General features: G+C 46.2%; 12 protein-coding genes. 6 read left to right on the top strand and 6 right to left on the bottom strand.

All coding sequences use genetic code 11. From position 1 onward, the window contains the following. Positions 1–47 precede the first annotated feature (47 nt). Positions 48–674, top strand: coding sequence for a D-Ala-D-Ala carboxypeptidase family metallohydrolase (locus H6F74_RS07305; protein ID WP_190438373.1), 627 nt, complete (start codon positions 48–50; stop codon positions 672–674). 350 nt (positions 675–1,024) lie between these two features. On the opposite strand, the gene H6F74_RS07300 is transcribed toward H6F74_RS07305, so the two are convergent. Further along, positions 1,025–1,504 carry a pentapeptide repeat-containing protein gene (locus H6F74_RS07300; protein ID WP_190438372.1) on the bottom strand — a complete coding sequence of 160 codons (480 nt, stop codon included), beginning with the start codon at positions 1,502–1,504 and terminating at the stop codon, positions 1,025–1,027. Positions 1,505–1,635: 131 nt separating this feature from the next. On the opposite strand from H6F74_RS07300, the gene H6F74_RS07295 reads away from it, so the two are divergent. Continuing rightward, complete coding sequence (locus H6F74_RS07295; protein WP_190438371.1) at positions 1,636–2,400, top strand: Uma2 family endonuclease; 765 nt, start codon at positions 1,636–1,638, stop codon at positions 2,398–2,400. A 60-nt stretch (positions 2,401–2,460) separates the two neighbouring features. Here the strand turns inward: H6F74_RS07295 and H6F74_RS07290 are convergent, their stop codons facing one another. Beyond that, complete coding sequence (locus H6F74_RS07290; RefSeq protein WP_190438370.1) at positions 2,461–3,192, bottom strand: hypothetical protein; 732 nt, start codon at positions 3,190–3,192, stop codon at positions 2,461–2,463. Between the two features lie 389 nt (positions 3,193–3,581). Between H6F74_RS07290 and clpB the strand changes: the two genes are divergently transcribed. Further along, positions 3,582–6,203, top strand: a complete 2,622-nt coding sequence (clpB, locus tag H6F74_RS07285; protein ID WP_190438369.1) for an ATP-dependent chaperone ClpB — start codon at positions 3,582–3,584, stop codon at positions 6,201–6,203. A gap of 40 nt (positions 6,204–6,243) precedes the next feature. On the opposite strand, the gene H6F74_RS07280 is transcribed toward clpB, so the two are convergent. Together H6F74_RS07280 and fusA are read right to left on the bottom strand one after the other, a co-directional pair. Beyond that, entirely contained in the window at positions 6,244–6,810 is a 567-nt protein-coding gene (locus H6F74_RS07280; protein WP_190438367.1) for a Uma2 family endonuclease, read from the bottom strand. A gap of 133 nt (positions 6,811–6,943) precedes the next feature. Further along, positions 6,944–9,013 carry an elongation factor G gene (gene fusA, locus H6F74_RS07275; RefSeq protein WP_190438365.1) on the bottom strand — a complete coding sequence of 690 codons (2,070 nt, stop codon included), beginning with the start codon at positions 9,011–9,013 and terminating at the stop codon, positions 6,944–6,946. 148 nt (positions 9,014–9,161) lie between these two features. Here fusA and H6F74_RS07270 point away from each other — a divergent pair, with 148 nt between their 5' ends. After that, positions 9,162–9,725 (top strand): Uma2 family endonuclease, encoded by a 564-nt coding sequence (locus tag H6F74_RS07270; RefSeq protein ID WP_190438363.1) that lies wholly within the window; start codon positions 9,162–9,164, stop codon positions 9,723–9,725. Positions 9,726–9,985: 260 nt separating this feature from the next. On the opposite strand, the gene H6F74_RS07265 is transcribed toward H6F74_RS07270, so the two are convergent. Both H6F74_RS07265 and H6F74_RS07260 read right to left on the bottom strand, forming a co-directional pair. Continuing rightward, positions 9,986–11,065 carry a spore photoproduct lyase family protein gene (locus H6F74_RS07265; RefSeq protein ID WP_190438360.1) on the bottom strand — a complete coding sequence of 360 codons (1,080 nt, stop codon included), beginning with the start codon at positions 11,063–11,065 and terminating at the stop codon, positions 9,986–9,988. A gap of 74 nt (positions 11,066–11,139) precedes the next feature. Continuing rightward, entirely contained in the window at positions 11,140–11,496 is a 357-nt protein-coding gene (locus H6F74_RS07260; protein WP_190418406.1) for a hypothetical protein, read from the bottom strand. Between the two features lie 334 nt (positions 11,497–11,830). Between H6F74_RS07260 and H6F74_RS07255 the strand changes: the two genes are divergently transcribed. Next, complete coding sequence (locus H6F74_RS07255) at positions 11,831–13,270, top strand: RtcB family protein (protein WP_190438357.1); 1,440 nt, start codon at positions 11,831–11,833, stop codon at positions 13,268–13,270. A 377-nt stretch (positions 13,271–13,647) separates the two neighbouring features. Continuing rightward, on the top strand, positions 13,648–14,730 hold the full coding sequence (locus H6F74_RS07250) for a DUF3474 domain-containing protein (RefSeq protein ID WP_190438356.1): 1,083 nt from the start codon (positions 13,648–13,650) through the stop codon (positions 14,728–14,730).

The raw sequence follows: 14,730 nt of genomic DNA, 5'->3' as shown, positions 1-14,730 counted from the left end.
GCGGTAGGCTGGTATTAGGGAATTGCCCGCTGGAGGGATCGACCGATATGGAATTCAAGTTAAGGAACGCCTTTAAGTTTTATCAAAATTTAGATCATCAAAATCAAGCCATTGATGAGCTAGAAAAATGGTTGCATGATAAGCACCCAGAGGAGTTAGAGAAATTTCACCAAGCCTTGCTAAGTGGGCCTACCCCGGAAATTCACGCGGAAGCGATCGCCTTACCCAAACAACAAACCAGTGAAATGCTTGATCTAGCAAGCTACTCGGATAAAATTAGTTTAAACGATCCGATTATTCCAGGGGGCGATATTACTTGGGCAGAAGCGATTCCTAATGGCGATCGCCACCTCCCCGAAAACAAAGAAATCGTCCAAAATATTATCGCCCTAGCTGAGCAGCTACAAGTTATTAGAGACCAAATTGGCAAGCCTTTCCGCATCACCAGCTGGTATCATCATCAACCCTTCGGTTTTAAGCTCAATGGAGCGTCGAAGAAAGAGTATGTCATGGGAGGAGCTGTTGATTTCTGGGTAGAGGGCTACACTGGTCCTCAACTGGCTCAGATGTTGGATTGGTGGGAGGGCGGTTTAGGTACGTACCTTTATGTACCCTACATGGTTCATCTAGATATTGGCTCCCGTCGCCGTTGGCAAGCACCATATCCGCGTTAGGAAGAGTTATGAGTTATGAGTTAAAAGAGCCTTCAATTCCAACTTAACACTCAAAACTCCTTTAGTCCGAGATAGTACGAAAGTTATAGCAGTCCTATTGCATTTGTAACCTGTAGAACAGGCAGGAGAGCAAGTCTCAGGCGAGAGCGCTACACAGGAAAAAATATTTCATAACTCGTTTAGGACTGCTATATCAACAAATGCGCTCTTTAGAGCGGGAATCAATTCGACAATCTACATCTTAACATCGGGGAAGCTAATCGTTAATGGGAGAGTGAAAAGTTAGGAAGTGAGGAGCCAGTAATTAGTAACTTTTAACTAACTTTAATTCCCAATCCCAATCCCCAATTTTAGTAATTAATTCCCAATACACCTTGCAGGATAGTTCCCTTTAGCTGGGCCAGGTATAAATTAGCATTTTGCAGATTAACACCAACCAAGTTTGCATCTATCATCTTGGCGTATGCTAAGTTAGCAAATCTCATATCTGCCTGTTGCAAGTCAGCACCTTCTAAATTGGCACCGCGCAAGTTAGTAAATCTCAGAAAGGAATTTTGCAAGTTAGCTTGCTTGAGTTGGGCGCGATCTAAATTAGCTACGTACAAATTAGCACCAGCAAGATTTGCTTTTGTCAAGTTAGCTTTTGTCAAGTTTGCCCGTTGCAGGTTTGCGTCTCTCAAGTCAGCGCCGCTTAAATCAGCACCGCTGAGATCGCAACCTAAACATTCTTTGGTTTTTAGTAAACGATCTACGTGTCCCGGATTTGCAGCTTGTACGGGTGTTGTTAAGCACAGCACTGATAGCGCAGCAACTAGCGTTTTGAGTTTCATAGTATTTGTAGCATTCTAATCTTATTATGGCGCTGTTTAGAGGGAACGAACCGCAGAGGGAATAGGGCGAGTAGCCTCACTTTGCTAATAGCTGCCTACAATGAGCTTATATCAGAGTTAACAATGCTGCTATGACTTCCGTTACTACACAATCAGAGTTAGGCTTACTCTTACCTGACCATACACAATTACCAGAGTCAGATGGCACGTTTGTGAAAAATTGGCAAGAGCATCCCCAAAGCATCTTACTGACTGGCGCGATTCTACCTATCCTAGAGCAACGTCATCCCGATGAAAACTATTGTATTGGACAGGATTTAGGCATTTACTGGCGCATTACTGAACCACCAGAACGAGGCGCAGAAGCACCAGACTGGTTTTATGTGCCAAATGTCCCGCCTACATTCAATGGTCAAATTCGGCGTTCTTATGTCATGTGGCAAGAACATATTGCACCATTGATTGTGTTGGAATTTGTATCTGGGGATGGAGAAGAAGAACGCGACACCACACCCATGACTGGCAAATTTTGGGTTTATGAACAGGTGATTCGTCCAGCATTCTACGGAATTTATGAAGTAAATAAAGCCAGTGTTGAGGTCTATCACATGATAGAAAATCGCTATGAACTCATAGCTGCAAATGAGCGCGGACACTATCCAATTTCACCGCTTGGAGTGGAGTTGGGAATTTGGCAAGGACAGTATCAAAATACAGAATTACCTTGGTTGCGTTGGTGGGATGCACAAGGTAATTTGTTGTTGACTGGTGATGAACGCGCTCAACAGGAAAGCCAACGCGCTGAAACTGAGCGCCAGCGGGCGGAAGCTGAGCGCAAACGCGCTGAGCGATTAGCCGCACAATTAAGAGCTATGGGAATTGAACCGGAAGCGTGACATACTCCCGAACAAAACCTCTACGGAGATAGGGTTGAGAGTATGTCGCCAGCACTGGAATTAACGTGCTGTTCTTGAGTGAAATTCCCTATCTTTATAATTCACTCCGGTTTGTGGAATTCTGGAGCGTTTTACCTGCTTGATACATACCATTGTGTAATAAACAAACCAACTGACTATTCCTAATAGCTTTGCTCCATCTTCAAGCAGGAATTGTCCTTCTCCTCCCTGTATAGATAAGGGTAGAGGAATTTTCCCAGAATCCACTAACACTGAAAATCCGAACCACCCAATAGCCAAGAGCAGGGGAATAAATTCGGTTTTCAGTATCACTTTTCTGAAGCATATTAGGTAGAGGGATAGCATTATTCCATATCCCAGATACACAATTTTTTCAGGGATAAATAAATAATTAGGAAAAAAATCTTCATGCAAAAGGAAGAAATCATCAAACAAAAGAACCGAGGTGACGAGTCCAGAAAACAGCAAAAATGACTTCGGGATTCTTTGCTCAGAATCTTTGCGGAGAACTGCAAAAGTAAAAAAGCAGATAGCTGCCGCAGAACACCACAACAACATACCTAGGTTAGAGATGATTCCTAAGTAAAATGGTTGCTGCATAATTGCTAATGGATCTCTGGTCAGATGCGTAACAGGTATTACCTTTTGTAAGTTAATTATAATTAAAATAACAGCAGTGGGTATATATGCTAACAGCAGGATTGGTAGTAAATTTTTAAAGCGAGTTAAATTAATGGAGGTTGGTTCAATCTTTAATTGCTGTTGTTTCATCTTGCTGACACTTTTAACGATAAATTGCTGGGAAAATGAATCTTTATTTGTTTTCCCCTGAAAAATTACAGCACTGCGGTTGCTGATGCGGAATCGGGCTAAGCTTTTAACTGATGATTTAGCTAATCAGCAGTATTTGATTAACTTCAGATTAACAAATGATTAAAAGTATTATATAAAGGATTGATGAAAGAGATCGCAGTTTGTTAAGGATTTGTTAAAGATGGGACGCTTTTGGGACGGTAATACCCAACCGGGGATACGTAAATACCGATCCTGGCATTGCACAAGGCTACTTACAATGACCATAGAGGCAGCCATAAGCCAGATGTAATGCTGATTTTTCTGTGTTATGGGTGTCTGGAGTGGTTTGTTAATCAGTAGTTATCATGCAACCAACTAATCCGAACCAATTTACAGAAAAAGCTTGGGAAGCCATCACTCGCACCCCAGATATTGTTAAATCTGCCCAGCAGCAACAACTGGAAAGCGAACACTTGATGAAAGCGCTGCTGGATCAAGAAGGACTCGCCACCAGCATTCTCAACAAAGCTGGGGCGAACGTGCAGCGATTTAGAGAACGCACGGAAGACTTTATTAAGCGTCAGCCCAAGGTTTCTGGTAGTGGCACCTCTGTTTATGTAGGGCGCAGTCTTGATACTTTGCTAGATAGGGCTGAAGCTTTTCGCAAAGAGTTTGGAGACGACTTCATCTCTATCGAACACTTGATGCTGGCTTATCCCAAAGACGATCGCTTTGGTAAGGCTTTGTTTCAAGAATTTAAACTGGATGAAAACAAGCTAAGAACTATCATCGCCCAAGTTCGCGGGAGCCAAAAAGTGACTGACCAAAATCCAGAAGGCAAGTATGAATCTTTGGAAAAATATGGGCGCGATTTGACAGCATTCGCCCGTGAAGGGAAGTTAGATCCGGTGATTGGGCGCGATGATGAGATTCGCCGCACGATCCAAATTCTGTCTCGTCGCACTAAGAATAACCCGGTGCTGATTGGTGAACCTGGGGTAGGTAAAACTGCGATCGCTGAAGGTTTGGCGCAGCGAATTGTCAGTGGTGATGTTCCTGAGTCGTTGCGCGATCGCAAACTTATCGCTCTCGATATGGGTGCTTTGATTGCTGGTGCCAAATACAGGGGTGAATTTGAAGAACGCTTGAAAGCTGTTCTCAAGGAAGTTACCGATTCCAAAGGACAACTCATCCTATTTATAGATGAAATTCACACCGTTGTTGGTGCTGGTGCAACTCAAGGCGCGATGGATGCTGGCAACTTGCTCAAACCAATGTTAGCAAGAGGTGAGTTGCGTTGTATCGGTGCGACAACTCTGGATGAATACCGCAAGTACATCGAGAAAGATGCAGCTTTAGAACGGCGTTTCCAACAAGTTTATATCGATCAGCCGAGCGTGGAAGATACTGTTTCCATTCTGCGGGGTTTGAAAGATCGCTACGAAACGCACCATAACGTGAAAATCTCTGATAGCGCGTTAGTGGCTGCGGCTACTTTGTCTACTAGATATATTAGCGATCGCTTCCTCCCAGACAAAGCGATTGACTTAGTAGATGAAGCCGCCGCCCGCTTGAAGATGGAAAGTACCTCTAAACCAGAGGAACTTGACGAAATCGACCGCAAAATTATCCAGCTAAAAATGGAGCGTTTGTCGCTACAAAAAGAAAGCGATGCACCTTCTAGAGAACGACTGGAAAGGTTGGATAAAGAACTTGCCGATCTTGAGGAAAAACAACGGACGCTGAATGCTCAATGGCAAGCTGAGAAGGATGTTCTCGAACGTCGTAAAACCTTAAAAGAAGAAATAGATCGGGTAAATATTGAGATTCAACAAGCTGAGAGAGAGTACGATCTTAACAAAGCTGCTGAATTGAAATATGGCAAGTTGACCGACTTGCAACGTCAGTTAGAAGAGACGGAAACGCAACTAGCGCAAACTCAAAATAGTGGGCGATCGCTACTTCGGGAAGAAGTCACGGAATCTGATATTGCTGAAATCATTTCTAAGTGGACTGGGATTCCGATCAGCAAGTTAGTGGAATCAGAGAAAGAAAAACTCTTGCAGCTGGAAGACGAACTGCATAAGCGCGTCATCGGTCAGGATGAAGCGGTGACAGCTGTAGCTGATGCGATTCAGCGATCGCGTGCTGGTCTTGCCGATCCAAATCGTCCGACTGCTAGCTTTATTTTCCTTGGCCCCACTGGTGTTGGCAAGACGGAACTCGGAAAAGCCCTCGCCGCTTATCTATTCGACACCGAAGAAGCTTTGGTGCGAATTGATATGTCGGAATACATGGAGAAGCACAGCGTTTCCAGGCTTATTGGTGCGCCTCCCGGATATGTCGGTTATGACGAAGGCGGACAATTAACTGAATCTATCCGTCGTCGTCCTTACGCAGTGGTGCTGTTCGACGAAATCGAAAAAGCTCACCCAGATGTTTTCAACATCATGTTGCAAATTCTTGATGATGGTCGCGTTACCGATTCTCAAGGTCACACGGTAGACTTCAAGAATAGTATCATCATCATGACCAGCAACATCGGTTCCCAGTTCATCTTAGATTTGGCTGGTGACGATAGCCACTACGATGAGATGCGTAGCCGGGTGATGGAGGCGATGCGTACTAGCTTCCGTCCAGAGTTCCTGAACCGAATTGACGAAATTATCATTTTCCACGGCTTGCAGAAGTCGGAACTGCGGCAGATTGTCCAAATCCAAGTCAAGCGATTGGAAAAACGGTTAAGCGATCGCAAGATGTCTCTCAAACTTTCCGAAGCTTCTCTTGACTTTTTGGCAGAAGTTGGATACGACCCAGTTTTCGGCGCACGTCCCTTAAAGCGTGCCATTCAACGGGAACTGGAAACCCAAATCGCCAAGGGTATTCTACGCGGCGAATTTAACGACGGCGACACCATCTTTGTCGATGTGGAAAATGAGCGTCTTGCTTTCAAGCGCTTACCAGCTGAGTTAGTAACTGCACATTAAGTATTAGGTAGGGTGGGTTTCTTCCCACCCTATTTTTTTATTAATTAAACAACCGCGCGACAGGACAAGTAAAACCGGGAAGCAAGGGTGAGGTGAGTTCATCGCTGGCAAATAATGTCGCTGTTAGCACCAATGTTGCCCCCTCTCGTCGATAAATCTGAATTTGCTGCAAACGCCAATCAACTATCCAGTATTCCCTGGCTCCCTGCGATGCGTAGAGTTTTAGTTTCACCTGTCTATCTCTGCGTTCATTCTCCTCGCCTGGAGATAGCACCTCAACCACCAACTCTGGTGCTGCGGTTAAATGCCCTGCATCATCTAACACAGCCGCTAATCGTTCCTTGCTTGCCCAAACCACGTCAGGAATCACGTTATCAGCATCCGTAAAAATGATGCCAGCACCACTTACAGATTCTCCTAAACCAGTCTGTCGCGACCAAAAATTCAACTCTGTACAAATGTTGCTACATACTCTTTGATGACCCCAGTGTGGTGCGCGTGTCACAAATAATTCTCCATCCACAATCTCATAGCGATTCCCGTTATCTGGCAACAACTCCAGATCGGCAACTGTCCAACGGACTCGATCGGTAGTGGTTTGGCTCATCAGGCACTCCTTGAGTGTGTTACTCCATTTTATTAGTGCAAAGAAAAGACTGAGAACTGAATTTTCAGTCCTCAGTCCGCGAAGAGAGTGCCGCTACGCGAACACTCCTTAGCCCTATTTTCAGATGAAGGTTTTAGCCGCGCAGATGGGCAGCGTTTTCCATCAGTTGCTGTTGTAGGTTGGCAGGTACCGGCTTGTTGGAGGCAAACTCCATTGAGAAGTTAGCTTGACCGGAAGAAAGCGATCGCAACTGTGCAGAATAACCGAACATTTCCACGAACGGCACTTCAGCACGGATGACGGCGTAATTTTCCATTGTCTCAGAACCTAGCAGGACGCCGCGACGAGACGAAAGATCGCCCTGCACTCTCCCGACAAACTCGTTAGGTGTTTCTACTTCCACGAGCATAATCGGTTCAAGGATGACTGGCGCTGCTTTGGCAAAGGCTTGCTTGAGTGCAAGACTCGCCGCAGTTCGGAACGCCATTTCCGAAGAGTCAATCGTGTGGTAAGAACCCGCTTCTAGTATCGCTTTGACACCAACAATCGGATAACCGATGAGATGTCCGCTAGCGATCGCTTCGCGGAAACCTTTCTCGCAAGCGGGGATGAATTCTTTGGGAATCACACCCCCAACCACCCGATTCTCGAACGCAAACGGTTCTTCGCAAGGTTCAATCCGACCGATAACATGAGCATACTGACCGGGACCGCCGCCTTGCTTCTTGAGCCTGTAGTCGAAGGTTGCCGACTGGGTAAAGGTTTCGCGGTAAGCTACGGCGGGCGCACCGACATTAACTTCGGCGTTGTATTCCCGCTTCATGCGTTCAATGTAGATTTCTAGATGCAGTTCCCCCATCCCCGAAATTAGGGTTTCCTTGGACTCCGGATCGATGCTGACGCGGAAGGTGGGATCTTCCCGTGTAAAGCGATTGAGCGCTTTTGACATTTGAGCGGCATCTTCCCGTTTCTTGGGCGCGATCGCTAGCGTCATCACGGGTTCTGGTACAAATATCCCCTCTAAAGAAAGGTTAGTTCCTTCCGAGCAAAACGTATCGCCAGAAGCACACTCAACACCCAGCAGAGCTACAATATCCCCAGCGACAGCACTTTCGACCTCCTCGCGTTTGTTTGCGTGCATCCGTACAATTTGGCTCACTAGCACCCGTTGGTTGGTGCGAGTGTTGTAGATGCGTTGTCCCTCACGCAGCGTCCCGGAATAGATGCGGGTATAAGTCAGTTGTCCGTACTCATCTTTGGCAATTTTGAAAGCCAAGGCAACCAGTGCGGCTTCCGTGTCTGGATAGACAGGAATCGGCTCATTGGTCGAAATCGCGATCGCTTTCACCACCTCTCTATCCACTGGAGACGGCAAGTAAAGAGCAACAGCATCCAATAAGTTCTGAACCCCCTTATTTTTGAAAGCGGAACCCATCAGCACTGGCGTTAATTGCAAGCTTAAAGTTGCCCGACGAAGAGTTTCCCAAATCATTTCTTTGGGAATTTCTTTGCTCTCAAGTAGCATCTCCATCATCGATTCGGAGAACATAGAGAGTTGATCGAGCATCTTTTCTCGTGCTTCTTTTGCCTCCTCGCGTAAGTGTTCGGGAATCGACTCAATGACGCGAATTTCGCCTTTTTCTCCAGCAAAATAGTTTGCCGTCATTTCAATCAAATCAATGACGCCTGCAAACTTATTCTCGCTGCCGATAGGATACTGAAGCAGTACCGGGTTCAAACCTAGTTTTTCTCGCAGCGATCGCACGACTCGGAATGGATTTGCACCTGTCCGATCCATCTTATTAATGAAGGCAATACGCGGCACTCGGTAGCGCTTCATCTGCCTATCTACGGTGATAGATTGTGATTGCACACCAGCAACAGCGCACAGCACCATAATCGCACCATCAAGAACCCGCAAAGCACGTTCAACTTCAATCGTGAAATCTACGTGTCCCGGAGTATCAATCAGGTTAATCTGCGTATCATTCCATACACAAGTTGTCGCTGCTGAAGTGATGGTAATGCCTTTTTGTTGCTCCAACTCCATGTAGTCCAACGTAGCGCGATCGCTACCTCCCCGAACTTCGCCAATCTTGTAAATTTTGCCCGTGTAGTACAGAATCCGCTCGCTGAGGGTGGTTTTACCAGAGTCGATGTGAGCGGAAATTCCAATATTACGGATGCGCGTTCGGGGAATCATAGGACAAATACTCTGCCTTACCAGAGCCATGAAAAGACGTTTGCCACTTGTGCGGCAATATTTATACTACATTTGTAATACAACAATGTCAAGAATGTGGGAAGCGCAGGTAATGTAGAAGATATGGCTACTCACAAGGATTGCTTTTATGAGTCAAACAGTAAATCAAGGGGTACGCTGGACTACCGCAGATTTGGAACTATTGCCAGACAACGGTACGCGCTACGAGATTATTGATGGAGAGTTATTTATGTCTAGATCCCCCCACTTGAGCCATCAACGCACTTGTGGCAATATGTACCGAAAGTTACAAGACTGGTCAGAAGACACTGGACTGGGGGAGGCGTTTATTAATCCGGGCATTATTTTCACGGAAGCTGATAATGTAGAGCCGGATGTGATTTGGATTAGTCAGGAAAAATTAGCTGCTCTGGTAGATGATTCAGGACACTTGACAGGCGCACCAGAGTTAGTTGTAGAGGTATTATCTTCGGGAGTGCAAAATGAACGCCGAGATAGAGAAGCTAAACTTAAATTATACTCAGTGCGAGGAGTACAAGAATACTGGATTGTTGATTGGCGCTTGCAAAAAATAGAAGTTTATCGCCGTAGTAACTCAGCGTTGCAATTAATAGCAACATTATTTAGCAATGATGAAATAAGTTCACCTTTATTGTCTAATTTTAGTTGCTTGGTATCTAAATTCTTTTGATACAAGAAGTGATGGAGGAAGTAGTGAAAAATTTGAAAAAAAATTAGCGCGATCGCTTCCTTCCCTTTGTCCCAGATAAAGTGAGTCAGCGCGATCGCGTAGTATCGGCTAAAGCAAAGTGTGTAGACGCCGAAAAATAGGGATTATCTGGATCAGCTCTCCAGAGCGATCGCATTCTCTCCCTTTGCAAACTCGCTCAAAATATAAAAAAGCTGACCTAGAATTTGGTCAGCTCATAAGATTAGATTTAGCTAGAAATCTTAAGTCCAGTAGAGAATACGACCTTGGGGAAAGCGCTTAGTAATCTCACCCTCAAAAAAGCGCCGTAGCGTCTTCATCGTGTCAGTGTCATAAACATACTTGGTGCCGCCAAACTTGTTGCGCTTCACAGTGCGTGTTTCTTCGTCCATGTCCAGCTTTGACTGGGGATACCAAGTTTGCAAAACCTCTTTAGATCCAGGCGTGAAGCGGTGGGAAATCAACTCGAAAGTTAGATCACAATCAAAATCGAGTGCTTCGCTAATCGAGTCAAACAAACGAGTGTAATGTATCTCCCAATCCTCGATAGGCATAATGGGCGCAATCACTAAACCCACTGGATACCCGCCACCACCAGAAGATCGAGGTAAAGCTAACCGCCGCAAAGCTTGAAGCCGGGAAGCTACCGACGCTGTACCGCCTTCAAACCGACGAGACACCGGATCGGCATTCACACTAATCCGACAGCGGGTGTGACCATTGTGGGGCAAGTCGAGTAATTCATCCACCGCATCGAACTTGGAAACCCAACGCAGATATCCGTTCGTCCGCGTGCCAAAGTAGCGGATACATTCAGCAAGACTGCCTGTTAAATGCTCGATACCCAGGGGGTCAGTGTAGCAGCTAACCTCAAAACTTGTGGCGTCACTTTGTCCTTCGTAAGCTGCCAGATTCTCCAATATCTGGGGCAAATTCGCAAAGACGCGAATCACGGGTGGCCCTGATAAACTACCTGCTAAATAACAGTATTGGCAGTGTGCGGGGCAACCTTCCGCGAGGTGAAATTGCCAGTCAGCCGATGGAGGGATAGGGCTGAGTTTGAAGGAACTAGGCGGTGCAGTAACGACGGCGAGGGTACGCTTAGCAATGTTGTAGGTATCGCGATCGCTCTCGCCACGCAAACCAGTCAGGCGGTTTCGCGGTAACTCTTCGATAGGTAAATTGAGCGCCTGGACGCGAGAAAGTATCTGCTGACCGTAAGACTCATCTAAGGCAGCTGGTGTGAATAAAACTCGCTCCGGCATCCACAAACGAGTGGATGGCGCTTCAGGAGATGAAATGTTGTCTGCGATCGCGTGCATACTGTCAGGTTCTCCGGATTTATCAACTTGGAGCTTAAGTAAGGGGTAATCCTGATTACCCCTTACCGATGACCTTAATTCTCTAAAACTTGGCGGATGCGGCGTTCCAACCGTTCCAGATCCAGACCGCCTTCATCCCGACTAATCCGACGCACAGTTGAGTTAACGTTGCCCAAATCTACCAATAAATCTTGGAGAATTTCTTGCTGTTGACGTGATTGGGTGACTTCACGCGGTTCTTGTACCAAGTCACGAACGATGGTATCTTCAGCCCTCGAGGCAACGATGGGGTCAGCTTCCCCCTGTAGATGAACGAAGGTTCGTCGCCCCGGCCCGCGCTCTTCCTCAATGGGGATAACTGCTGTCACCTGGTCGGAACGCACGTATTTTCCAAATCCAAGATGGACTAAGACCGCTGACTGTAGTTTCATTTAGAAGAATGCTTATTTTCTCGCTTACTTCTATTTTAAACGCCTACAAAACGACTTGAAGCCTAGAACTGGAGCGGGTTTTACTCTCTTAAGAGTAGTAGTATCCGGTGGCGATCGCGCGACTTTTTGACACGGATATCATGGGCGATAAAATATCTGTTTATGAAAAATAGTTATCTAAACCTTGACTAATTACAAATTCTGTGCAACTTTGAGATTACGGTAAGGATGTTGCCTTCAACTTCTTTGCATCCAGACTGCGGCTGCTGAACCGAAGTCTCCTAAACTCTTCACAAAATTGGGGTCACAGTGTGACCCGTAAAGGAACTTATTCATGCAGCCAAAAAATCTGAATAGACTCCTCCGGGCTTTGACTCGTGAGGGACTTGACGTAAGTTACGAAAATAGAACTTACTCGGTTCGCCTAAATAATTCTCTCGACGCACCAACAGCAGAAGTTCTGCTTCCCGAAGATTTCCTCGTAGAAGCTAAGGCGCTTAAGCAACTAGCAAATCTAGCTAATGTGCGCCATCCTAGCGGCGGTCATGTTTGCAAGTGCTGTGCTACGCCTGACTTTCATCCTGGTGATGCTGGGGTTGCTATCGGCTCAATTGTGGAAACTCAAGGGATGCTAATCCCTGCTGCTGTCGGTTCGGATATCAACTGCGGGATGCGATCGCACGTTGTAGACTTATCGCTTGAGGAATTTTTGGCAAAGCGCGATCGCTTCGTGGAATTGATGAAAGGCGATTATTTCTTCGGAACCCGTGATGTCACCATGACAGCCAAAACTGCTCGCGCCTTGTTCCAGTACGGGATTCCCGGCTGGCTAGATGCAATGCTAGATTCCCCTACGGGTAGTATTACCAAGTCTGACTTAGACCAATTGGCGGCGGAATGCGATCGCGTCTACTTAGGCGGTTCCATGAACGGCGATGTCAAGTTTGCACCAGAGGAACTAATTCCAGAAGACGGGTTAGTGCGGGATGGTGGACTAGCTACCATCGGCGGTGGGAACCATTTTGTTGAAATTCAGGTAGTAGAACGGGTAGAAGACAAAGCGACAGCTTACGCCTGGGGTGTCCGAGAAGGACAACTGGCTTTTATGATTCACTCAGGTTCGCGCAACGTGGGGAAGTACATTGGGGGAATGTGGCGCGATCGCGCTAAATCAGCATGGGCTAAAGGTGTAAAATACCCCGAATCTGCTCTTTTTCCCCTCTCAGTTGCCGCAAATCCCGAACTTGTCACCAGTTACCTGCAAGCTGAGGCGACTGCTGCGAATTATGCCTTTATTAATCGATTGCTGTTGGCGGAACTGTTACGCCTGCGTCTGCGGGAAGTTTACGGTAATGTTGAGGCTCCCCTAGTCTACGACTTGCCACATAATATCACCCTAAAAGAAGGGGCTGGATGGGTAACTCGTAAGGGTGCTTGTCCAGCGCATCCCGGACAACCTGTGATTATTCCCGGTTCGATGGGTGCTGCGTCTTACTTGCTGATTGGCAAGGGAAACCCAAAATTTTTAAGTTCTGCTTCTCATGGTGCGGGAAGGATGCGGTCGCGTTTCGATCTCACCCGCCAAGGTGCAGACCAAACTGAAGCAACTTTGGGTTTAACGGAAGTAGACTGCATCACTTTGCGCGAAGAACGCAGAATCGAAGAAGCACCGGCAGCTTACAAGCCAATTGTGCCTGTAATTGATGCCCAAGTTGAAGAAAAAATGGTTAGCGTAGTGGCAACGATGAAACCTGTATTGACTTTTAAGGCGTAGGAAAGAAGAATACTAAGGGATTGGAGCGATCGCGGTATGGGATAACTGCTATCCAATAATGCGATCGCGATCGCACGCTTTTCTTCTATCCCCTGTAAATTGATTGAGTTAGTAGAAGCTGGATAGGGAGGGGGATCGCATTTTTGGAATTTTTGATCGCTCTCCTCCAGCAATTAAGATAAGGACGCGATCGCGTATACAAAATCCTATAACATATTAAATAGTACATAAGCAACCGTATTAATTCGGAAGTTTGGTTTTGGGAATACACAACCGGCTACTGTTGACTAAACAGCACTTATGATCGCTATTGCGTCTATTGGATGGCTGTAGAATAATGCACTTTGGTCTACAAGTCAGGTTAAATTGGAAACTACGTGCAATCGAATCTTGCAAAGTTAAATAATCCTGTTGAAGAGGAGTCATATTCTGGTAACACAGAACCCCCCTTCACCCTGCAACAATTGAAAGCTGCAATTCCCTCAGATTGCTTTATGCCATCTGTTGGGCGATCGCTTTCCTACTTTTTGCTGGATGTATCCATAATTGGCATCCTTTATGCAGTTGCCAGCTACCTTGATTCCTGGTGGTTCTGGCCAGTATTCTGGCTAATGCAGGGAACGATGTTTTGGGCGTTGTTTGTCGTCGGACACGACTGCGGTCACGGTTCCTTTTCTAGGAAAAAATGGCTAAACGATCTGATTGGTCATATAGCTCATACTCCCATACTGGTTCCCTATCACGCTTGGCGCATCAGCCACCGAACTCACCATCAGAATACTGGCAACATTGATACTGATGAAAGCTGGTATCCAGTAACGGAAACCAAGTATAAGGAGATGGGGTGGGCTGAAAAATTTGTCCGCTTCGATGCCTTACTGCTTGCCTATCCGCTGTATCTGTTTAAGCGTTCTCCAGGGAAGCAAGGCTCCCACTTTTCCCCCGATAGCCCTCTGTTTAAACCCTCAGAAAAATGGGATGTAATTACTAGCACCACCCTCTGGACATTGATGGTAGGTTTGCTGGGTTTGCTGACCTATCAGTGGGGTTGGATGTGGCTGGTAAAATACTATTTGGGGCCATACGTGGTTTTTATAACCTGGCTTGATTTTGTGACATTTTTACACCACAGCGACCCGGATATCCCCTGGTATCGTGGCAAAGACTGGTATTTTCTCAAAGGTGCCTTATCCACAATTGACCACGATTATGGGTTTATCAATGGGATTCACCACAATATCGGCACCCATGTCGCTCATCACCTGTTTTTAAACATTCCTCACTACAATCTGAAAACAGCAACTGAGGCGCTTAAACCGATTTTGGGGGATTACTACCGAAAATCCAACGTGTCTGTCTTCCAAGCCTTCCTGCGTTCCTATCCTTCCTGCCACTTTGTGCCGGATACAGGCGCAGTAGTTTACTACAAGTCCAAAAAGGAACTAATGAAGGACAATTAA

This window comes from Trichocoleus sp. FACHB-90, from assembly GCF_014695505.1.
Lineage (GTDB): Bacteria > Cyanobacteriota > Cyanobacteriia > Cyanobacteriales > FACHB-T130 > Funiculus > Funiculus sociatus.
This window is presented reverse-complemented; position numbering and strand designations above follow the sequence as displayed.

Excerpts from the sequence above, each read along its gene's own strand:
- H6F74_RS07305 (WP_190438373.1), top strand. The coding sequence starts at position 48 with ATGGAATTCAAGTTAAGGAACGCCTTTAAGTTTTATCAAAATTTAGAT.
- H6F74_RS07300 (WP_190438372.1), bottom strand. The coding sequence starts at position 1,504 with ATGAAACTCAAAACGCTAGTTGCTGCGCTATCAGTGCTGTGCTTAACA.
- H6F74_RS07295 (WP_190438371.1), top strand. The coding sequence starts at position 1,636 with ATGACTTCCGTTACTACACAATCAGAGTTAGGCTTACTCTTACCTGAC.
- H6F74_RS07290 (WP_190438370.1), bottom strand. The coding sequence starts at position 3,192 with ATGAAACAACAGCAATTAAAGATTGAACCAACCTCCATTAATTTAACT.
- clpB (WP_190438369.1), top strand. The coding sequence starts at position 3,582 with ATGCAACCAACTAATCCGAACCAATTTACAGAAAAAGCTTGGGAAGCC.
- H6F74_RS07280 (WP_190438367.1), bottom strand. The coding sequence starts at position 6,810 with ATGAGCCAAACCACTACCGATCGAGTCCGTTGGACAGTTGCCGATCTG.
- fusA (WP_190438365.1), bottom strand. The coding sequence starts at position 9,013 with ATGATTCCCCGAACGCGCATCCGTAATATTGGAATTTCCGCTCACATC.
- H6F74_RS07270 (WP_190438363.1), top strand. The coding sequence starts at position 9,162 with ATGAGTCAAACAGTAAATCAAGGGGTACGCTGGACTACCGCAGATTTG.
- H6F74_RS07265 (WP_190438360.1), bottom strand. The coding sequence starts at position 11,065 with ATGCACGCGATCGCAGACAACATTTCATCTCCTGAAGCGCCATCCACT.
- H6F74_RS07260 (WP_190418406.1), bottom strand. The coding sequence starts at position 11,496 with ATGAAACTACAGTCAGCGGTCTTAGTCCATCTTGGATTTGGAAAATAC.
- H6F74_RS07255 (WP_190438357.1), top strand. The coding sequence starts at position 11,831 with ATGCAGCCAAAAAATCTGAATAGACTCCTCCGGGCTTTGACTCGTGAG.